Below are 19,643 nucleotides of genomic sequence, written 5' to 3'. Positions count from 1 at the left end.
CTCGGGCCCATGCGGCTCACGCCCCCGCAACCGGACCCACCCCGCCTTCGACAGTTTCCTGCTGCTGATGGAACCTGCTGCTGTTGGTGGGTGCCGACCGTTGGTCGGCACGGCAATGATCAGTGCTCGAACAGTTCCCCCTGCACCACCGGCTCCTTTTCGCGGAAGCCACCCAGCCCGACGCCGACCAGGCGGTAACGCGTCTCGGCCGGCAGATCGACCCTCGCGCGCAGCGACAGGGCGATGTCACGCAGTTCTTCCATCGATTCCGGCGGGCGCTCCGGGGTGAAGCTGCGGGTGAGGATGCGGAACTGCGCGGTCTTCAGTTTCAGCACCACGGTGTGGCCGATGCGCTCGGTCTTGCGCGTGGCGTTCCAGGTCTTCCCGGCCAGCTGCACGATCGCCTCGGTCAGGTCTTCCAGCAGCAGGTCTTCGGCGAAGGTGTCCTCCGAGGAGATCGACTGCACCTGCTGGTCCGGTTCCACCGGCCGCTCGTCGATGCCACGTGCGCGGTTGTACAGGCTGCGGCCGAAGCTGCCGAATGCCTCTTCCAGATCGATCAAGGCCCACTGCCGCAGGTCGCCGCAGGTGGCGATGCCGCGCGCGGCCAGCTTGCCTTCCATGACCTTGCCGACGCCGGGCACGCGGTTCACCGGCAGCGGCGCCAGGAACGCATCCACGCGCTGCGGCGGAATCACGAACTGGCCGTCGGGCTTGCGCCAGTCCGAGGCGATCTTGGCCAGGAACTTGTTCGGCGCGATCCCGGCTGAAGCAGTCAGGTTCGTTTCCTCGCGGATCTGCGCGCGGATGGTGCGGGCGATGTCGGTGGCCAGTTCGATGCCACTCTTCGGCTCGGTCACGTCCAGGTAGGCCTCGTCCAGCGACAGCGGCTCGACCAGGTCGGTATGGCGCAGGAAGATCGCGCGTACCTGCTGTGACACCGCCTTGTAACGCGCGAAGTCCGGCGGCACGAAGATCGCGTCCGGGCACAGGCGCTCGGCACGCACGGCGGGCATCGCCGAACGCACGCCGAACACGCGCGCCTCGTAGGACGCCGCACACACCACCGAGCGGGCGCCACGCCATGCCACGACGACCGGCTTGCCGCGCAGTGACGGATCGTCGCGCTGCTCCACCGACGCGTAGAACGCGTCCATGTCAACGTGGATGATCTTGCGCAGTCGGGTCATGTCAGGTGGGAAAGGCGGGGCCGGGCCGGGTGGGCCACACGCCGAAGTATGGTCGTTGCACATCAACAGGATGCGCGTATTCCCTTGAAAACACTACGGTTGCGTACGGTTGAAATGTTTGATCGGCGCAGTTTCCACGGGCATTCTCGGGCGCTTGTTTCCCTGTTCTTCGCTTCCAGGATTGTGCTTCATGACCCGTCTCCACGCGTTCAACCGCGAACAGCTGCTGGCCAGCGCACGCGGTGAACTGTTCGGCACCGCTGCCGGCCGTCTGCCCAACGACCCGATGCTGATGTTCGACCGCATCACCGACATCCGCGAGGACGGCGGACCGCATGGCAAAGGCATGGTACGCGCCGAACTGGATATCCGCCCGGACCTGTGGTTCTTCGGCTGCCATTTCATCGGCGACCCGGTGATGCCCGGCTGCCTGGGCCTGGACGCCATGTGGCAGCTGACCGGCTTCTTCCTGACCTGGCTGGGCGCCCCCGGCAAGGGCCGCGCGCTGGGCTGTGGCGAAGTGAAGTTCACCGGCCAGGTGCTGCCGGAAGCCAGGCTCGTGCGTTACGAGATCGACATCAGCCGCGTCATCAACCGCAAGCTGGTGATGGCCCAGTCGGACGCCCGCATGTATGTGGATGACCGCGAAATCTACAGCGCGCGCGACCTGCGCGTCGGCCTGTTCACCGAAACCGGGAGCTTCTGATGCGTCGCGTCGTCATCACCGGCATGGGCATCACGTCCTGCCTCGGCAATGATCTGGATACCGTTTCGGCCGCGCTGCGCGAAGGGCGCTCGGGCATCACCGCCCTGGCCGACCACGCCGAAGCGGGCCTGCGCAGCCAGGTCGGCGGTCGTGTCGACCTCGATCTGGAGGCGCTGATCGACCGCAAGCAGAAGCGCTTCATGAGCGATGCAGCGGCCTTCGCCTATCTGGCCATGCGCGATGCCATCGCCGATGCCGGGCTCAGCGCCGAGCAGGTCAGCAGCCTGCGCACCGGCCTGATCGCCGGCTCCGGTGGCGGCTCCAGCGAATGGCAGATCGGCGCGGTCGACCTGCTGCGCGAACGTGGTGTGCGCAAGGTCGGCCCGTACATGGTGCCGCGCACGATGTGCTCGACGGTCTCGGCCTGCCTGGCCACGGCCTACCAGATCAAGGGCGTCAGCTATTCGCTGTCGGCCGCCTGCGCGACCTCGGCGCACTGCATCGGCGCGGCCGCGGACATGATCCGCCATGGCGCGCAGGACATCATGTTCGCCGGTGGCGGTGAAGACCTGCACTGGTCGATGAGCGTGATGTTCGATGCGATGGGCGCGCTGTCGACCAGCTTCAACGAAACCCCGGCCAGCGCCTCGCGTCCGTACGACAAGGACCGCGACGGCTTCGTCATCGCCGGTGGTGGCGGCATGCTGGTGCTGGAGGACTACGACCACGCCGTTGCGCGCGGCGCGCACATCCACGCCGAACTGATCGGCTATGGCGTGACCTCCGACGGCGCCGACATGGTCGCTCCGTCCGGCGAAGGCGCGGTGCGCTGCATGAAGATGGCGCTGCAGGGCGTCGACCGCCCGCTGGACTACCTCAATACCCACGGCACCTCCACGCCGCTGGGCGACGTCACCGAGCTCAACGCGATCCGCGAAGTGTTCGGCGATGCGGTGCCGCCGCTGTCCTCGACCAAGGCGCTGTCCGGCCATTCGCTCGGTGCGGCGAGCGTGCACGAGGCGATCTACTGCCTGCTGATGATGCGCGATGGCTTCGTTGCCGGTTCGGCCAACATCGGCGAGCTGGACCCGAAGGTGAAGAGCTTCCCGATCCTGCGCGAAAGCCGCGAGCAGAAGCTGGATACGGTGATGTCCAACAGCTTCGGCTTCGGTGGCACCAACGCCGCGCTGGTGTTCGGGCGGGTGTGAGGGGGACAGGTGTGCCGCCCAACGGTGGGCACCCACCAGGGCAGTAAAGAGTGCCAACCAAGGTTGGCACCCACCGGGGCGTTGGGGTCTGCCGACCAACGGTCGGCACCTACCGGTTACCTCGGCAACAACGGCAGCAGGAGCGCGTGCGCGTCCACCAGCGAGCCGACGATGCGGTGGCCCAGTGCGCGCAGTTCTTCGTCAGGATGCACCAGGTCAGGCACCTGGATCACGGTCATGCCGGCCGCCAGCGCCGCACGCGTACCGGCCGGTGAGTCTTCCAGCGCCAGGCAGCGTTCCGGCGCCTGGCCCAGCCGCTGCGCGGCCAGCAGGTAGATATCCGGCGCCGGCTTCGGTCGCGCGACGTCGCCACTGGTGATCACCGCATCGAAGTACGGCAGCAGGCCGGCAGCGGCCAGCTTGCGGTTGGCGCGCGGCTGCCGCGTGGTGGTTGCCACCGCACGCGGTACCGCGTGCGCCTTCAACAGCTCCAGCAGCTCCAGGATGCCCGGACGCAGCGGCAGGCCGGTCTGTGTGCGTGCCTCGTACAGCTCATGGCAGCGTGCAGCCACCGCCTCGATCACGCTGTCCTCGATCCCCTGCGCACGCAGCAGCGCGTGCGTGTCGCGGTCACCGAGGCCGACCATGCGCAGGAACACCGCCTCGTCCAGGCCCAGCCCGAACGCGTCGGCCGCCTCGCTCCAGCAGGCCAGCGAGACCCGCTCGCTGTCGATCATCAGGCCGTCCATGTCGAAGATGACGGCGTCGGGGAGGAACGGCAGCGCAGCGATGGTGGTCATGGAGCGAACAGCGTATCCAGGTCGGTGGAGGTGAGCTGCCGCCATTGCCCTTCGTCCAGCCCCTGCAGATCCAGCCCGCCGACGCGGCTGCGGTGCAGGGCCTGCACGTGGTTGCCGGTGGCGGCGAACATGCGGCGTACCTGATGGTAGCGGCCTTCGTGCAGCACCAGGCGCGCGCGGCGCGCATCCAGCACTTCCAGTTCAGCCGGCAGCAGGGGCGTCTTCTCGGACTCCAGCATCAGCGTACCGCTGGCGAACAACGCTACCTCGTCGCCGCGCAGGTCGTCGCTCAACTCGACCTCATAGACTTTCGGCAGCTTCGACTTCGGCGAGATGATCCGGTGCAGCAGGCCGCCATCGTCGGTCAGCAGCAGCAGGCCACTGGTCTCGCGGTCGAGGCGGCCCACCGTGGACAGCACCGGATCGCGATCGCGGAAGCGCGGCGGCAGCAGATCGTAGATCAGGCGGCCGGTGTCCTTGGTCGAGCAGGTGTAGCCGGCCGGCTTGTGCAGCGCGATTGACAGGCCCACCGGCGGGTCCAGCGGCTCGCCGTCGACACGGATCGCCTCGTGCGGCACCTGGTCGTCGGCATACAGCACCTCGCCGTCGGCGTCGGTGACGCGGCCTTCGCGGAACATCCACTGCACCTGCTTGCGGCTGCCATAGCCCAGGTTGGCGATGAGCTTGACCAGCTTCACTTGCCCTTCCCCTTCACCGCTTCCACCAGCTTGAAGCCATCACGCTCGGCGATCACGCGCACCGCGCCAAAGCTCTCGTTGAGCGTGTACTCGTACGGCAGGTGGCGGTTGGCCACCACGTACAGGCGCCCGCCCGGGCGCAGCGCCTGCGCGGCCACGGCGATGAAGCGCTGGCCGATGTCCGGGCGATCGGCGCGCGACGGCGTGTGGAACGGCGGGTTGCTGATGATGACGTCGTAGCCCGGTTCGATACCCGCGGTGACGTCCTGCCACAGGAAGCGCAGCGGCAGCGGGCGCGGCGGCGGCGCCAGATTGAGTTCGGCCAGTGCCAGCGCGCGCTGCTCGGCTTCGTACAGGTCCAGCGCGGTGATCTTCGGGCAGCGTTCCAGCAGCTCGCGCGACAGGTAGCCGTAACCCGCGCCGAGGTCGGCGGCACGCCCGGCCAGGTCGGCCGGCAGGTGTTCGGCCAACAGCGCCGACGCCGGGTCGATGCGATCCCAGGCGAACACGCCCGGGCGGCTGAGGAAACGGCCGCCGACGATTGGCCGCACCGCATCCAGTGCCGACCAGCGCTTGGCCAGGTCGGCGTCGTGCTGGCCCTGCATCGGCGCGGTCCAGTACACGCGGCAGTGATTCTTGGTCAGGCTGCCGCCGAGGCCGGTCAGCTGCTTGAGGTCACCCTCGCCCGAGCGTGCGCCTTCGTTGTTGGACTGGCAGGCAACGATGCGGCCGCCGTCGGCGACCAGCGCCAGCGCGCGGGCGAACAGCGCGCGGGCTTCTTCACGCTGGCGCGGCGGCAGCACCAGCACCAGCGGGTAGCGGCCCTTGCCGGCCACATCATCCAGCTGGCCGCTGACGGTCCAGCCGGTGGCCTGCTGCAGCGGCTGCGCGAACGGGGCGAAGCTCTGCTCGCAATGCACCTCGCGGTTGCCGGCCACTTCGCGCAGCGGCCAGCCGTCGCGGGCCCGCAGGAAAGCCACGGGGCCTTCCGGCCAGCGCAGGGCGCCTTGGGAGAACGGCAGGAACAGGGTCTGCAGGGGGGCGTCGTCGCTGGAGGCCATCGGCGCGGGTACTTCAAGCGTGAGGGCCGTCCATTGTACCGGCTTGACCGGGCCGGCCCCGGCAGCCGCTTTGCGAAACCCGAACGGGGCCTTGATCTGCCAGCAACATTGGAACGTTCAGGGTAGAGGCTCCCCCGGAAACCCAGGAGAACCTGCATGCGAGCCTTGTTCGTCGGTGGCGTGGTCGACAACAGTGAAATGGACCTGGAAGGCAGCCATCCGCCCGTGCATTACCCCGAGGACACCGGCGGCGGCCACTCGCGCTACCGGCTGCACCAGGTCGGTCATGGTGCCGACGGCAGCGTGGCCTATGCGGTGTATGGCGCGCCGGACCTGGCCGATGACGAGGTGGCGAGGGTTGCGGAGGAGCGGGCGTATGCACGCCGGTTCGAGGCGACGCCGACTCTGTTCGAGCACTGAGCGCAGCAGCCACGCATGGCGTGGCTCTACTGCAACCTCTGGTAGATCCACGCCAAGCGGGGATGGGCCCGGCAGGTTGCCGTCAAACCCTCGGCGGCAACCTGCGGATGCTGGCGATTTCATCCAGCCACACATGGTGCTGCTGCACCGGCGTGTCGTAGTCATCCAGGCGCAGCTGGCCGTTGCTGCCTTCATCGCCAGCGACGTTGCGGTATTGCTGCACGGTTGGCCTCACGGCCACCGTGCCGAGCAGGCGGCGGCCATCGCGCAGATTCAGTTCCACCTGCGTTTCGCCATCCAGCTGCGGCAGCAGGGCTTCCAGGCGCGCGATCTGCGCCGGATCGGTGTGGATACGTGGAGCTATACGGGACATCGGCGACCTCCTGATTGCAGGGTCGCCGATCGGCCGTGAATGTTCAGTGCAGCGCGCTGTCCGCGCGCGGCACCTGCACCTTGCGTACGGCAGCCACCAGCTGCGCCACCGAGTATGGCTTGGCCACATGCTCCTGGAAGCCCGACGCCAGCGCGCGGCGGCGGTCATCGGCACGCGCCAGTGCAGTCACCGCCACCGCAGGCAAGGTTGCCGCGTCCACGCCCATGTCCTCGCGCAGCGTGCGCACCAGCCCATAGCCATCCATGCCCGGCATGCCGATGTCGGTCAGCATCACGTGGTACTGCAGATGGCCGGTGTCGGCCAGCAGTGCCAGTGCCTCGCCGGCCGAGCTGGCCGCCGACACGCTGGCGCCCTGCTCTTCCAGCATGCGCCGCAGGTACTCCAGCACCTCCGGCTGGTCTTCCACCGCCAGCACATGCATGCCCCGCAGCGGATACGGTTCGACGATCACCGGCTCCAGGATCGGCCCGCTGATGACTTCGCGCAGCGGCCGGCGCTCGGCATCCGGCAGGTGCTGGGGCAGGCGCACGGTGAACGTGGCGCCGTGGCCATGGCCTTCGCTGGCGGCGGCGACGGTGCCGCCGTGCAGTTCGACCAGCTGCTGCACGATCGCCAGGCCCAGGCCGAGGCCGCCATGGCGGCGCGTGGTGGTGCCATCGGCCTGGCGGAAGCGGCTGAACAGGTGGTTGAGGAACTCCGGTGCGATGCCATCGCCGGTATCGCGCACCGTAATCACCCAGTGGGTGCCGTCGGCCTGCAGCTGAACGTCGATGCGGCCCTCGGCCGGGGTGAACTTGATCGCATTCGAGAGCAGGTTCCAGAACACCTGCTGGAGGCGCGTGGCATCGCCCAATACCAGGCTGGGCTGCTCGGGCAGCTGCAGGTTCACGTCCAGCGCCTTGCCTTCGGCCACCAGTTCCTGCGCGCCGATGGCTTCGCCAAGCAGCGTGCGCAGGTCCAGCACTTCCACCTCCAGCTGTACCTTGCCCAGCAGCATGCTGCTGAGGTCGAGCATGTCCGAGATCAGCCGCTTCTGCGCACCGGCGCTGTTGGCGATCACGTTCAGGCCCTTGTACAGCGGGCTGGTGTTGTCCACGCGCTGCAGCAGCAGCTCGCTCCAACCGAGGATGGTGGTCAGCGGCGTGCGCAGCTCGTGCGACAGCGTGGCCAGGAACTCGTCCTTCAGCCGCGCCATGTTCTCGGCGGCGCTGCGCGCGGCGCGCTCGGACTGCAGCAGTTCCTCGCGTGCCAGTTCGATCTCGCGGCGCTCGGTCACGTCCGGACTGCTGCCAGCCAGGCCGATGAAGCGGCCCATGCGCGAGAAGCGCGGCCGCGCGTTCATCTCCAGCCAGCGCCACTGGCCGTCGGCGCGCCGCGCACGTACCAGCGCATGCATCGAACGCTGCGCCTTCAGTGCTTCCTGCAGCTCGTACTCGAATACGGACGCATCGTCTGGATGTACCAGGCCGCGCCAGACATCTTCCGGAACGCGCGTTTCGTCGCCACCGAAAAACTCGCTGAAGGCGCTGTTGACGAAGCGGGCGTGGCCGCGCTCGTCGAGCACCCATACCGGCATCGGCAGGCCATCGGCCAGTGCGCTGAAGCGGGCTTCGCTTTCGCCCAGCTCCACTTCCATCTGCTTGCGCGCGGTGATGTCGAAGAACAGGATGCCGACCTTGTCTTCGCCCGGACGACCAACGCGCACCGCATCAACCGCGAACGAGCGGCCCAGGGCGCGCGCTTCCATCTCGAACTGGGCGGGGCGACCACTGCGGGCCACTTCACCGTAGATGCGGAACCAGTCTTCCTCGTGGTTCGGTTCCAGCGCACTCATGCGCTGACCGCGTGCGTCCTTCAGGCCGGTATGGCGCTCGAAGGCGTCGTTGACCTCGATGAAACGATAGTCCACCGCGCGGTCGCCTTCGAACAGCACCTGGATCACGCAGAAACCGGCGTTGATGCGCTCAAGCACGCCATGATGCAGGTCGGGTTCGGGCGCCGGCACCATCATCGGTGGGCGCTCCACTAGGGGCGGCAGTGTGGACAAGGGCGTCTGGACGGGCCGGATTGGAGACACAGCATGTTCCAGAGAGCGTATTCACAGCGTCAAGCGCCGTCAGTCAGGGTTGACGACGATGAATTGGCGGTAACCCCCCTTGCATACGACGCAGCCGGCCATTGCAGTGACCCGGCCACAGGATCACACTCGATCCGTGATCAACATCGTCCCCAGCGCGGGGACGCAGGAGACCGTCATGAAACGCGCACTCGTGATTGCCCTGCTGGCAGGCGCCCTGGTGGTGAGCGGCGCCAACGCTGCAGCGCGCAACGTAACCGGTACGGACGCGCCGCGTGCGTTGCAGGCCAATGGCCCGGTCAGCGTGAAATGGGAGGATCCGGCCACGTTCACCGAGATCCGCCAGAGCACCAACCGCTTCGAGGCCGAACGCGGTGACTGGGTACAGCAGCTGGCCCGCTACCTGCAGACCACCGCTGCCAAGCCGCTGCAGCCTGGGCAGACCCTCGATGTCACTCTGGTGGACATCAAGCGTGCCGGTGACTACGAGCCGTGGCACGGCCCGCGTGCGCGCGACATCCGCGTGATGCGTGATATCTACCCGCCCCGCATCACCCTGCAGTACACGTTGAAGGACGCCGACGGCCGTATTGTGAGCGAAGGCGACGCCCGCCTGAGCGACTCCGGCTACCTGCAGGGCAGTGGGTTGCTGACCAACAGCGATCCGCTGCGCTACGAGAAGCGCCTGATTGATGACTGGGTGAAGCGCCAGCTGGCCAGCCAGGCCACCGCTGCGCGCTAGGCCCCTCGGCAGGTGTCGACCCTGGTCGACACGCATTCACCGCGCCGACCAAGGTCGGCCGCGACCAGAGCCGCGCATGGCGACCGCTGCGCGCCAGGCCCCCCGGTAGGTGTCGACCTTGGTCGACACGCATTAGCCGACCAAGGTCGGCCGCCACCGAAGCCGAGCGTGGGCTCGGCGTTACACGTACACCTTCGCCACGCGCTTGACCGCGCACGGCAGCTGGTACGCGCTCACGCCGCATCGCGGCGCCAGTTCCGCCAACGTCGGCGCACTGCCCCACAGTTCCACCACGCTGCCCACCGCGGCCTGCGGATGCGCCGTCAGGTCCACCGTCAGCATGTCCATCGACACGCGCCCGATCAGTGCGCCGGGCTGGCCATCGATCAATACCGGCGTGCCATTCGGGGCGAACTGCGGATAACCGTCGGCATAGCCCAGTGCAACCACACCCACGCGGGTGCGCGCCTTGGCCACGAAGCGCGCGCCATAACCCACCGGCTCACCCGCTTCGATCCAGCGTTCGGCGATCACTTTCGACTGCATCGTCATCACCGGGCGCAGGCGCTCGGTCAGCGTGGTGTCGTCCGGCAGCGGGTTCGCGCCATACAGCATCAGGCCCGGGCGCACCCAGTCACTGCGCACGTCCGGCCAGCCCAGCAGCGCCGGCGAGTTGCAGACGCTGGTCTCGCCGTGCAGGCCGTCGATGGCGCGCGCGAAGGTCGCCGCCTGTTCGTGGGTGCGTTCGCTGTCCAGCTCGTCGGCGCGCGCCAGGTGGGTCATCAGCACGATGCGCTCGACCTGCGGCAGCGCTGACAGGCGCGCGTGCGCCGCGCGGAAGCTGTCCACGTCCAGGCCGAGGCGATGCATGCCGCTGTCCAGCTTCAGCCACACCGTCAACGGGCGCGGGCTGTCGAAGGCGGCGACGGCCTCCAGCTGCCACGGCGAACCCACGGCGAACCAGAAATCATGCTCGGCCACCAACGCCATGTCGCTGGGTTCGAAGATGCCTTCCAGCAGCAGGATCGGCGCACGGATGCCGGCCTGGCGCAGTTCCAGCGCCTCTTCGATGGTGGCCACGCCGAAGCCATCGGCCTCGCCTTCAAGCGCCTGCGCACAGCGCACCGCGCCATGCCCATAGGCATCAGCCTTGATGATCGCCAGGGCCTTGCCACCGCCCAGTTCACGGGCGAGCCGGTAATTGCTGCGCAGGGCGCCCAGATCGATCAGCGCGCGGGCAGGACGCATGTGCGGTTCTCTTGTTGCGGCGCGTGACCGTACTGGCCGTAGCGGAAAATATCCAGGCCTTCGGTGCTGATCTGCGGCTGGCGCGCGCTCATCAGGTCAGCCAGGTAGCGGCCCGAGCCGCAGGCCATGGTCCAGCCCAGGGTGCCGTGGCCGGTGTTGAGGTACAGGTTGCGGAACGGCGTGGCGCCGATCACCGGCGTACCGTCCGGCGTGGCCGGGCGCAGGCCGGTCCAGAACTGCGCGCGCGACAGGTCGCCGCCCTTCGGGTAGAGGTCGCTGACCACCAGCTCCAGGGTCTCGCGGCGGCGCTGCGACAGCGACAGGTCGAAGCCGGCCACTTCGGCCATGCCACCGACGCGGATGCGGTCGTCGAAGCGGGTGACCGCCACCTTGTAGCTCTCGTCGAGGATGGTCGAGGTCGGCGCCATCGCCGGGTCGGTGATCGGCAGGGTCAGCGAATAGCCCTTCAGCGGGTACACCGGCAGGCGCATGCCCAGCGGTGCGACCAGCGCCGGCGAATAGCTGCCGAGCGCGACCACGAAGCGGTCGGCGGTTTCCAGCTTGCCGTCGATGCGCACGCCGGTGATGCGGTCGCCATCGAACTCCAGGCCGGTGATGTCCTGGTCGAAGCGGAACTCGACACCGGCATCCACGCACATCTGCGCCAGGCGACGGGTGAACAGCTGGCAGTCGCCGGTCTGGTCACGCGGCAGGCGCAGCGCGCCGACCAGGCCATCGACATGCGCCAGGGCCGGTTCCGCCTGGATGATGCCGGCGCGGTCCAGCACCTCGTACGGCACGCCGTACTGGGCCAGGATCTCGATGTCCTGCGCCGAGGCATCCAGCTGCTGCTGGGTGCGGAACAGCTGGGTGGTGCCCAGGTCGCGGCCTTCGAATTCGATGCCGATCTGCGCGCGCAGCTCGTTCAGACAGTCGCGGCTGTACTCGGACATGCGCACCATGCGCGCCTTGTTGATCGCATAACGCTCGTGGGTGCAGTTGCGCAGCATCTGCCACAGCCAGCGGTACTGGGCCAGGTCCATGCCCGGTTTGATCGCCAGCGGCGCGTGCTTCTCGAACAGCCAGCCGATGGCCTTCTTCGGCACGCCCGGGGCCGCCCACGGCGAGGTGTAGCCGAATGACAGCTGGCCGGCATTGGCGAAGCTGGTTTCCAGCGCCGGGCCGGGTTGGCGGTCGATGACCGTGACTTCAAACCCGGCCTGTCGCAGGTACCAGGCACTGGTGGTACCAATCACGCCGCTGCCGAGAACTAGGACTCGCATGGGACTTCTCCAACCCGATCATTCCCTGCACTGGAGCGCACAGGGACCATAATTGGGGAAGTATAGACAGCCATTCCCAGTTGATTTGCCTGTTTTGAAATCAACCGGCAGGATGTTCTCCTGCAATTCATTCCCCAAGGTTGACGACCATGGCCACCCGTACCCGCGAACTGGACAAGATCGACCGCAAGATCCTGCGCATCCTGCAGGCCGAGGGCCGTATTTCCTTCACCGAACTGGGCGAGCGGGTCGGCCTGTCGACCACGCCGTGCACGGAGCGCGTGCGCCGGTTGGAACGCGAAGGGGTGATCACCGGCTACCACGCCCACCTCGACCCGGCCGCAGTGAAGGCCAGCCTGCTGGTGTTTGTGGAAATCAGCCTGGCCTACAAGTCCGGCGACATTTTCGAGGAGTTCCGGCGCGCGGCGCTGAAGCTGCCCAACGTGCTGGAGTGCCATCTGGTGTCGGGCGACTTCGATTACCTGCTGAAAGCGCGGATCAGCGAAATGGCCTCCTACCGCAAGCTGCTCGGCAGCACGTTGCTGACACTGCCGCACGTGCGCGAGTCGAAAAGCTACATCGTGATGGAAGAAGTGAAGGAAACGCTGAGCTTGCCGATTCCCGATTGAGGCAGTTGCGATCGGGGTCAGAGCCCGCGTTGCGGGATCCGACCCCGGTCAGGATTCGGCAAGGGGTCGGATCCCGCGCAGCGGGCTCTGACCCCCGACCATGGTGACAGTCAACGCTGCTGTGGATGTTTCTGCGAGCGCTGTTCCTGCTGCTTGCCGCCCTTGTGCGGCTGCTGCGGGTCCATCTGCTGTTGCTGTTGCTGCTGCGGGTTGCGGCCCTGCGGTTCCTTGCCGGGATGACGGTTCTGCTGGTTTTTCATGATCGCGATCCAGTGGACAAAGGACATGCGGCGGCGAAATGCCGGCGCACGGTCACGTTGGTCCCGGAACGGTTAATCGCAGGCGAAAAAGCAGTGATCTGCAGCAGGTTGTTTTCGTGCGTTCAGCCCGCACAGCCCGCAGCCGCTGCCCACCTGGATTGGCATTGGAGGTCACCGCTTGATCTGCTGGCCATCGCCGGCCGGCACGCTGTCGTAATAGCGGCCGGTGCGCGAGTCGAACACGCGGTTCGGGCCGGCCGGGCGCACCCCGGGAACGATGCGGCCATTGCGGTCATAGACCTTGTCGGCAGGCTTCGGGACCGGCGCCGGCGCGACCTGGGCCGGACCGGTGGAGTTGATCGGCTGCGTCGGCTGTGGCGAGGGCAGTACCTGCGGCTGCGGGCGCGCGGCCTGTGGTGGCGGCACCACCGGCTGCGGTGCCACGGTGGTCGCACTACGGGTGGCGGTCGGGCTCGACGACGTCGGTACCTGGGCCTGCGCGACCAGCGGCAGCAGGGCCATCAACAACAGGGGAGGGATCGGTTTCATGGCACGCTCCGACGTGGATCGTCTTCACCATGCGCCAGCGCCTGTGTGCCGCCCATGAACGGCCATCACACTTGCAAGCGGGCGCCAGCACCCCCACGTTTTCCGGCATCCCCAGGCCATCGACCCCACGGAGTGCCGCCATGACCGCCTTCGATCTGACGCCCCCCACTGCCACCCAGACCGAGGCGCTGGTCGCCGGTCTCAGCAGCGAGGAACGCCGCGTGCTGCTGCAGCACGGCACCGAAGCACCGTTCTGCGGGGTATTCCTCGACAACAAACGCGAGGGTGTCTACTGCTGCCGCCTGTGCGCACTGCCACTGTTCCGCTCCAGCACCAAGTTCGATTCCGGCACCGGCTGGCCCAGCTTCTTTGCTCCGTTCGACCCCGCACACGTACGCGAGATCCGCGATACCAGCCACGGCATGGTGCGCACCGAGATCACCTGCGCGCGCTGCGGCAGCCACCTCGGCCACGTATTCCCGGACGGTCCGCCGCCCACCTACGAGCGTCACTGCCTGAATTCCGTCTCACTTTCATTCACTGGCAATGGTGACCCGTGGCCCGATCCACTGCAGCGTGGCGGCGCAGAAAGCGGTGTGGCGGGCTGAAACACCCCGCTGACCGATTTCACAGAATTCCCTCTTCAGAAAACCGGGCGACGGGCCGACAAGGAGATATCCCCTCTCCCTGCGTCGCCCCATGCTCATCATCGTTGGATTCCTGGTCGTCATCATCAGCGTGATCGGGGGCTACCTCGGTGCCCACGGCCGCCTGGGTGCCCTCTGGCAGCCCTACGAGCTGGTCATCATCGGCGGCGCGGCGCTCGGCGCCTTCCTGGTCGGTACCCCGGCCAAGACCGTCAAGCAGACCCTGCAGGCCATGGTGGGCGTGTTCAAGGGCCCGCGCTACAAGCAGCAGGACTACATCGATGTGCTCAGCCTGCTCTATGAACTGCTCAACAAGGCGCGCCGCGAAGGCTTCATGGCGCTGGAAGACCATGTCGAGCGGCCGGCCGAGAGCGCGCTGTTCGGCAACTACCCCAAGGTGCAGGCCGACCACCACCTGATCGACTTCATCACCGACTGCCTGCGCCTGATGATCGGCAGCAACATCGAGCCGCACGAGCTGGAACCGCTGCTGGAACTGGAGCTGGAAAAGCACCATGCCGAAGCCATGGCGCCGTCGCAGGTGTTGACCAAGGTCGCCGACGGATTGCCCGGTTTCGGCATCGTGGCGGCGGTGCTGGGCATCGTCATCACCATGGGTTCGATCGGCGGCGACATCGTCGAAGTGGGCGGCCATGTGGCCGGTGCGCTGGTCGGTACCTTCCTCGGCATCCTGCTGGGCTACGGCTTCGTCGGCCCGATGGCGGCGGCGATGGAAGCCCGCGCCGAACAGGACAGCCGCATCTACGAATCGGTCAAGACCGCCCTGCTGGCCTGCCTGCGCGGCTACAACCCGAAGATCGCGCTGGAGTTTGCCCGCAAGACGCTGCCGTCGAACGTGCGCCCGGCCTTCTCCGATTTCGAGCAGCACCTGAAGACGGTCAAGTAAGCCATGGCCGAGAACAAGCCCACCGTCATCGTCCGCCGGGTCAAGAAGGCCGGCCACGCCGCCCACCACGGCGGCTCGTGGAAGGTGGCCTACGCCGACTTCGTGACCGCGATGATGGCGTTCTTCCTGGTGCTGTGGCTGATGGCCACCACCAACAAGAACGACCGTGCGGCCATTTCCGAGTACTTCCGCAACCCCAGCCCGCTGAGTGGGCAGAACGCCACGCCGGCGCCCGGCATGGCAGGCCCGGGCGGCGCCAGCACCTCGATGATCAAGCTGGGCGGTGCCACCGACATCTCGCGCGGCAACAGCAACGATCCCTTCCAGAACCAGAAGGAGGCTGTGCCGCAGCCGGTGGACCAGCAGCAGCGCGACAAGCAGCAGCTGGAAGCGCTGATGAAGGAGCTGCAGGAGGCGATCAGCAGGAGCCAGGCGCTGGAGCCGTTCAAGGACCAGCTGCTGCTGGACCTGACCCCGGAAGGCCTGCGCATCCAGATCGTGGACAAGCAGAACCGGCCCATGTTCGACCTTGGCAGCGCCACGCTGAAGCCGTACACGCAGCAGATCCTGCACGAACTGGCCGAGTACCTGAACCATGTGCCGAACCGGATCAGCCTGACCGGCCACACCGACATCACCGCCTATTCGGCCGCACGCGGCTATGGCAACTGGGAACTGAGCGCCGATCGTGCCAACGCCGCACGGCGCGCACTGGTGGACGGCGGCCTGGAGGACAGCAAGATCACCCGCGTGGTCGGCCTGTCCTCGTCGGTACTGTTCGACAAGACCGACCCGCAGAACCCGATCAACCGCCGCATCAGCATCGTGGTAATGACCAAGGCCGCGGAGGAGGCCGCCCTGGCCGGTGCCGGCCCGCAGGTGGGGCTGTCGGCGCCCACCGCCGACCCGGACGTGCAGGCCGCGCAGGGTAAGGCAAAGTAGACGGTGGGTGCGGACCCTGGTCCGCACATCCGGGAAAGCGTGCGGACCAGGGCCCGCACCCACCAGGGGCATCACCCGGCGCACCCGCTACAATGGCGGTCTTTCCGTTTCCAGGTGATCCCACCCCATGTCCCAGAACTCCAAGGCCAAGCGCGACAAGCGCAAGAAGCAGCAGGCCAAGCGCCCGTTCCTGCGCCTGAACGCACAGCAGCAGGTGCAGAACCATGCCGTGCTGACCAACGAAGACGGCCAGGTGGTCGCGGCCATCGGCCTGCAGGGCCGTGAGTGGCTGCTGGCCATCGGCGGCCAGACCATGGGCAACGCCGAGAATCCGGTACCGATGCTGGCCATGCTCAAGCACCTGTCCAACGTGCAGGAGAAGGAAGGCCGCAAGGTCAACCTGGAGTACTCCGAACTGCTGCAGAAGCTGCTGGACACCCTGGCGGCCGAATCCGAGCAGACCGCTGACGAGTACCTGGACAAGCTGGTCGCCGAGTTCGAAGGCGTCGACGCTGCTGAAGGCGAGGAAGGCGAAGCCGCCGAGGGCAACGTGGCCGAAGAAGCCGCTGCCGAGGCCGCTCCGGCCGCTGACAGCGACAGCAAGCCGCAGGCCTGAACCGGCCGCGGCGGTGACGGTCTACGTCGATGACGCGGTGCATCCCTGGCGCGGACAGCGCTGGGCGCACCTGATGGCCGACACCCTGGCCGAGCTGCACGCGATGGCGGCGCAGCTCGGCATTCCCCCGCGGGCCTTCCAGAACAAGGCCAGCGGTGCCCACTACGATGTCACTTCCGAGCTGCGCGCACAGGCGATCGCGCTCGGTGCGCGGGCGATCTCACGGCACACCGACCGTGAACTGGTCAAAACGGTGATTGCCAACGCCAGGGCGCAGTACCGGCCGTAGGCCACGTCGCGGGTTCGCCGGACACCAACCGGCACCGACCGGGTAGAGTCGACTGTCAGTCGACTGCTCTCCCATCCGGCCGCGAGAACCCCGCGCTGCGCGCGATAGTCGACCAACAGTCGACTCTACCCCGTCGGGTCGTCTCCAGCGGATCAACCCATCAGGCCGCGCCCAGCAGAACGTCCCCGCCGGGTCGTGCCGGGCGGATCGGCCCATCGCTCAGAACGGGTCGCTGCCCAGGCGGATTTCCACGTTCAGCAGCGAGCACAGCGCCAACATTGCGTCGTCGTCGCGGGTCAGCGCCATCACGCCGGTGAAGCCGTCGCTGCCGGCATCCACGCTCCACAGCGTGTAGTTGTGCTCGCGCAGGCGGTCGAAGGCGGTGGACATCAGCTGCACGCCGTCCAGGTCTTCGGCGAAGTCCTCGTCATCCAGGTCGCCGCCCCAGTCCAGCTGCAGGTTGAAGCGCGCCGACAGCTCGTTCACTGCCGACTGCAGCGATTCCAGATCATCACGCTCGACCTCGAAACCGGACTGCCAGGCGATGGCCGTGAACAGGGCCGGCAGCCAGTCGCTGTCCGCTTCCAGCGGCTGCCCGTCCTCGGCCAGGTGCTCGCGCCAGCGGTTGAACTGCTGCAGGGCCAGTTCCTCGTCGCCTGGGTTGATCAGCACCAGCAGGTTCCAGACCCGTGCCTCGAAGCCATCTTCGTCGAAGTCGTGGATGTCTTCCTCGAAGTCGAAATAGTCGCTGTTGTCGGGCATGGCGGAACTTCCTCTGGGGCAGGCCGGCATTCTACGGTTTATCCTGTGCCGCTGAAGCCGGCCTTGGTGGCCGTCACTGTGAATGAAGCGATGAGCGATACCCCTCCCGACCACCTGGCGATCAACCCGGCCAGCCCCTTCCATGATGCGCAGGCGCTGGAGCGCGGCGTCGGCGTGCGTTTCAACGACGTCGAGCGTGACAACGTCGAGGAATACTCGGTCAGCGAAGGCTGGATCCGCGTGCAGGCCGGCAAGGCCCGCGACCGCCGCGGCAACCCGATGACCATCAAGGTCAAGGGCAAGGTCGAGGTGTATTTCCTGGACCAGAAGCCGGAATAAGCACGGCTCCCGGATCCTGGGGTCAGATCCCTTTCCTGCGGAAAGGGATCTGACCCCGATCAACGCGGACCGAGGTCCGCACCCACCCGGGGTACACGGTCATTCGCGCTTGCGCGATTCCAGCAGGTCCAGGTTGCGGATCAGGCGCCGCGAGATCTCATCGGAGATCACCCCGCGCCGGGTCAACCGGAACAGCTCCTCGCGCTCGGCATTGAGGCCGGCGCTGCGCAGCTGGCGGTAGCCCATTTCCATGCGCCGTACCTTCTCCGGGTCAACGTCGGGCCCATCACTGTCGCGCTCCAGGTGCCGCTGGTAGAGCAGGCTCACCCGCGAGGCGGCGTCGTTGTACAGCTGCACGTTCTCGGTGTTCTGGTTCATCACCAGCTGCTGGCGCATGCGCTCGACCCCGGCCAGCGCGGCCTTCGACGACAGCCGGCGTGCCAGGTCCTCTTCCTTGCGCTCGCCCGAGTCAGCCGGCAGCTGCAGGCCCTTCAGCAGCTGTGGCAGCGCGATGCTGGCGCCCAGCAGCGAGAACAGGATCACCGATGCGGCCAGGAAGATCACCAGGTCACGCGCCGGGAACGCACTGCCGTCGGGCAGGAACAGCGGCAGGGTCAACACACCGGCCAGGGTGATCGCACCGCGCACGCCGGCCACCGAGGTCGCCACCACGATGCGCCAGTTCGGTGCCTCGCCCCGCTCCAGGCCGCGACGACGCGCGCGCAGCAGGTTCCAGCGCAGCGACAACCACACCCACAACAGGCGCAGCACGACCAGTGCCAGATTGATCACCACCACATACACCAGCAGCCACCACGCACTCTGGTGGCCGGTCTCGTTCATGGTGGTGGTGGCGCGTTCGACGATACCCGGCAGCTGCTCGCCCAGCAGCACGAACATGATGCCGTTGAAGCTGAACTGCAGCATGTTCCAGACCCCGGCGCGCTGCACGCGCATGCTGCCGGAGACGCGACCGGTCAGCTCGACATAGCTCATCGCGATACCGGCGGCGACCGCGGCGAGGATGCCCGAGGCATGGATCTCTTCGGCCAGCAGGTAGGCCGCGAACGGAATGAGCAGGTTGACCAGCATCGCCGCGCCGGGCTCTTCGCCGAAGCGGCGCCACAGCCAGCGCTGGAAGGTGGACACACCCAGCGTCACCGCCACGCCCACCGCCAATCCCGCCACCGCCACCCACACGAAGGTCAGCGAGGCCGTGGCCAGCGAGAAGGTGCCGGTCATCACCGCCGCCACCGCGAAGCGGAAGCAGACCAGGCCCGAGGCATCGTTCAGCAGTGACTCGCCTTCCAGGATGTGCATCAGGCGCTTGGGAATCGGCGCCTTCGAAGCAATCGCGCCCACCGCCACCGGGTCGGTCGGCGAGACGATGGCCGCCAGCGCGAAGCACACCGCCAGCGGCATCACCGGAATCAACCAGTGGATCAGGAAGCCGGCGCCGATGACGGTGAACACCACCAGGCCGAATGCCAGTTCGAGGATCGCGCCCTTGTCGCGGAACAGGCCCTGCTTGGGGATGCGCCAGCCATCGAGGAACAGCAGTGGCGGCAGGAACAGCAGGAAGAACACTTCCGGCTCCAGCGCGTGGCCACGGTTGAACACCCCGGCGATGACCGCACCCAGGCCGATCTGCACCAGCGGCAGCGGCAACGAGAACGGCAGGACGCGAACCAGGTAGCCGCTGGCGACAACGGCCACCAGCATCGCCAGGACGACTTCAATGGTATGCATGCTTCTTCCAGGAAGCGGCGCGTGGGGAGGCTTGGAGGCCAGCGCCGGAAACCCGGAAAAAACTACCACATGCGGCCATGGCCGCGACGGCCGGGGCCGCCGCGCGGCCCCCCCCGCGCAACCCCCC

Annotated in this window: 23 protein-coding genes; 11 read left to right on the top strand and 12 right to left on the bottom strand. The window is 67.3% G+C overall.

The genetic code is table 11. The features are described from left to right. Positions 1 to 119: 119 nt before the first annotated feature. Complete coding sequence (gene dinB / locus O0K41_RS19135; protein WP_049449763.1) at positions 120 to 1,190, bottom strand: DNA polymerase IV; 1,071 nt, start codon at positions 1,188 to 1,190, stop codon at positions 120 to 122. A 190-nt stretch (positions 1,191 to 1,380) separates the two neighbouring features. Between dinB and fabA the strand changes: the two genes are divergently transcribed. Further along, positions 1,381 to 1,896: a 3-hydroxyacyl-[acyl-carrier-protein] dehydratase FabA gene (gene fabA / locus O0K41_RS19130; RefSeq protein ID WP_005412134.1), complete on the top strand. Its 516-nt coding sequence runs from the start codon at positions 1,381 to 1,383 to the stop codon at positions 1,894 to 1,896. Further along, positions 1,896 to 3,104 carry a beta-ketoacyl-ACP synthase I gene (fabB, locus tag O0K41_RS19125; RefSeq protein WP_049402681.1) on the top strand — a complete coding sequence of 403 codons (1,209 nt, stop codon included), beginning with the start codon at positions 1,896 to 1,898 and terminating at the stop codon, positions 3,102 to 3,104. The genes fabA and fabB overlap by 1 nt, the downstream gene beginning before the upstream one ends. Before the next feature lie 116 nt (positions 3,105 to 3,220). Here fabB and O0K41_RS19120 read toward each other — a convergent pair whose 3' ends face one another. From O0K41_RS19120 to O0K41_RS19110, 3 genes are read right to left on the bottom strand one after another with little or no spacing between them, the layout of a single operon-like run. Next, positions 3,221 to 3,904, bottom strand: coding sequence for an HAD family phosphatase (locus tag O0K41_RS19120; protein WP_049449764.1), 684 nt, complete (start codon positions 3,902 to 3,904; stop codon positions 3,221 to 3,223). Beyond that, complete coding sequence (locus tag O0K41_RS19115) at positions 3,901 to 4,602, bottom strand: pseudouridine synthase (protein WP_005407927.1); 702 nt, start codon at positions 4,600 to 4,602, stop codon at positions 3,901 to 3,903. The genes O0K41_RS19120 and O0K41_RS19115 overlap by 4 nt, the downstream gene beginning before the upstream one ends. Beyond that, entirely contained in the window at positions 4,599 to 5,663 is a 1,065-nt protein-coding gene (locus O0K41_RS19110; RefSeq protein WP_033833714.1) for a class I SAM-dependent methyltransferase, read from the bottom strand. The genes O0K41_RS19115 and O0K41_RS19110 overlap by 4 nt, the downstream gene beginning before the upstream one ends. A 156-nt stretch (positions 5,664 to 5,819) precedes the next feature. Here O0K41_RS19110 and O0K41_RS19105 point away from each other — a divergent pair, with 156 nt between their 5' ends. Further along, positions 5,820 to 6,083 carry a hypothetical protein gene (locus O0K41_RS19105; protein ID WP_005407925.1) on the top strand — a complete coding sequence of 88 codons (264 nt, stop codon included), beginning with the start codon at positions 5,820 to 5,822 and terminating at the stop codon, positions 6,081 to 6,083. Between the two features lie 82 nt (positions 6,084 to 6,165). Here the strand turns inward: O0K41_RS19105 and O0K41_RS19100 are convergent, their stop codons facing one another. Next, the gene (locus tag O0K41_RS19100) at positions 6,166 to 6,456 is read right to left on the bottom strand and encodes a DUF3247 family protein (RefSeq protein ID WP_049449766.1); all 291 of its coding nucleotides are present in this window, start codon (positions 6,454 to 6,456) and stop codon (positions 6,166 to 6,168) included. A gap of 43 nt (positions 6,457 to 6,499) precedes the next feature. Further along, entirely contained in the window at positions 6,500 to 8,488 is a 1,989-nt protein-coding gene (locus tag O0K41_RS19095; protein WP_049442177.1) for an ATP-binding protein, read from the bottom strand. A gap of 244 nt (positions 8,489 to 8,732) precedes the next feature. Between O0K41_RS19095 and O0K41_RS19090 the strand changes: the two genes are divergently transcribed. After that, entirely contained in the window at positions 8,733 to 9,296 is a 564-nt protein-coding gene (locus tag O0K41_RS19090; RefSeq protein ID WP_043033923.1) for a DUF3016 domain-containing protein, read from the top strand. A gap of 180 nt (positions 9,297 to 9,476) precedes the next feature. On the opposite strand, the gene alr is transcribed toward O0K41_RS19090, so the two are convergent. Continuing rightward, on the bottom strand, positions 9,477 to 10,544 hold the full coding sequence (gene alr, locus O0K41_RS19085) for an alanine racemase (RefSeq protein ID WP_005412128.1): 1,068 nt from the start codon (positions 10,542 to 10,544) through the stop codon (positions 9,477 to 9,479). Beyond that, positions 10,523 to 11,827 carry a D-amino acid dehydrogenase gene (locus O0K41_RS19080; RefSeq protein ID WP_005412127.1) on the bottom strand — a complete coding sequence of 435 codons (1,305 nt, stop codon included), beginning with the start codon at positions 11,825 to 11,827 and terminating at the stop codon, positions 10,523 to 10,525. Before O0K41_RS19080 ends, alr begins: the two co-directional genes overlap by 22 nt. 149 nt (positions 11,828 to 11,976) lie before the next feature. Between O0K41_RS19080 and O0K41_RS19075 the strand changes: the two genes are divergently transcribed. After that, the gene (locus O0K41_RS19075) at positions 11,977 to 12,456 is read left to right on the top strand and encodes a winged helix-turn-helix transcriptional regulator (protein WP_005407919.1); all 480 of its coding nucleotides are present in this window, start codon (positions 11,977 to 11,979) and stop codon (positions 12,454 to 12,456) included. Positions 12,457 to 12,566: 110 nt separating this feature from the next. Here O0K41_RS19075 and O0K41_RS19070 read toward each other — a convergent pair whose 3' ends face one another. Together O0K41_RS19070 and O0K41_RS19065 are read right to left on the bottom strand one after the other, a co-directional pair. Further along, positions 12,567 to 12,743, bottom strand: coding sequence for a hypothetical protein (locus tag O0K41_RS19070; RefSeq protein ID WP_033833709.1), 177 nt, complete (start codon positions 12,741 to 12,743; stop codon positions 12,567 to 12,569). Positions 12,744 to 12,887: 144 nt separating this feature from the next. Continuing rightward, positions 12,888 to 13,265: a hypothetical protein gene (locus O0K41_RS19065; RefSeq protein ID WP_049449767.1), complete on the bottom strand. Its 378-nt coding sequence runs from the start codon at positions 13,263 to 13,265 to the stop codon at positions 12,888 to 12,890. A gap of 140 nt (positions 13,266 to 13,405) precedes the next feature. Between O0K41_RS19065 and msrB the strand changes: the two genes are divergently transcribed. The 5 genes from msrB (at position 13,406) to O0K41_RS19040 (ending at position 16,666) form a co-directional block, all read left to right on the top strand. After that, positions 13,406 to 13,873, top strand: coding sequence for a peptide-methionine (R)-S-oxide reductase MsrB (gene msrB / locus O0K41_RS19060; RefSeq protein ID WP_049449768.1), 468 nt, complete (start codon positions 13,406 to 13,408; stop codon positions 13,871 to 13,873). 91 nt (positions 13,874 to 13,964) lie between these two features. Further along, positions 13,965 to 14,819, top strand: a complete 855-nt coding sequence (gene motA / locus O0K41_RS19055) for a flagellar motor stator protein MotA (protein WP_005407915.1) — start codon at positions 13,965 to 13,967, stop codon at positions 14,817 to 14,819. A 3-nt stretch (positions 14,820 to 14,822) separates the two neighbouring features. Next, positions 14,823 to 15,761, top strand: coding sequence for a flagellar motor protein MotB (gene motB, locus O0K41_RS19050; RefSeq protein ID WP_123958192.1), 939 nt, complete (start codon positions 14,823 to 14,825; stop codon positions 15,759 to 15,761). Between the two features lie 127 nt (positions 15,762 to 15,888). Beyond that, complete coding sequence (locus O0K41_RS19045; protein ID WP_049449770.1) at positions 15,889 to 16,377, top strand: hypothetical protein; 489 nt, start codon at positions 15,889 to 15,891, stop codon at positions 16,375 to 16,377. 13 nt (positions 16,378 to 16,390) lie between these two features. Beyond that, the gene (locus O0K41_RS19040; RefSeq protein WP_005412122.1) at positions 16,391 to 16,666 is read left to right on the top strand and encodes a DUF4031 domain-containing protein; all 276 of its coding nucleotides are present in this window, start codon (positions 16,391 to 16,393) and stop codon (positions 16,664 to 16,666) included. A gap of 219 nt (positions 16,667 to 16,885) precedes the next feature. Here O0K41_RS19040 and O0K41_RS19035 read toward each other — a convergent pair whose 3' ends face one another. Next, the gene (locus O0K41_RS19035) at positions 16,886 to 17,428 is read right to left on the bottom strand and encodes a hypothetical protein (protein WP_005407911.1); all 543 of its coding nucleotides are present in this window, start codon (positions 17,426 to 17,428) and stop codon (positions 16,886 to 16,888) included. 90 nt (positions 17,429 to 17,518) lie between these two features. Here O0K41_RS19035 and O0K41_RS19030 point away from each other — a divergent pair, with 90 nt between their 5' ends. Then, the gene (locus tag O0K41_RS19030) at positions 17,519 to 17,767 is read left to right on the top strand and encodes a DUF3297 family protein (protein ID WP_005415112.1); all 249 of its coding nucleotides are present in this window, start codon (positions 17,519 to 17,521) and stop codon (positions 17,765 to 17,767) included. Positions 17,768 to 17,866: 99 nt separating this feature from the next. Here the strand turns inward: O0K41_RS19030 and O0K41_RS19025 are convergent, their stop codons facing one another. Continuing rightward, on the bottom strand, positions 17,867 to 19,516 hold the full coding sequence (locus O0K41_RS19025; RefSeq protein WP_005407909.1) for a Na+/H+ antiporter: 1,650 nt from the start codon (positions 19,514 to 19,516) through the stop codon (positions 17,867 to 17,869). Positions 19,517 to 19,643 lie beyond the last annotated feature (127 nt).

This window comes from Stenotrophomonas sp. Sm2128 (assembly GCF_030985535.1).
Classification (GTDB): Bacteria; Pseudomonadota; Gammaproteobacteria; order Xanthomonadales; family Xanthomonadaceae; genus Stenotrophomonas; species Stenotrophomonas maltophilia.
Note: the sequence above shows the minus strand (reverse complement) of the source record. Positions and strands in the feature narration are given on the sequence as shown.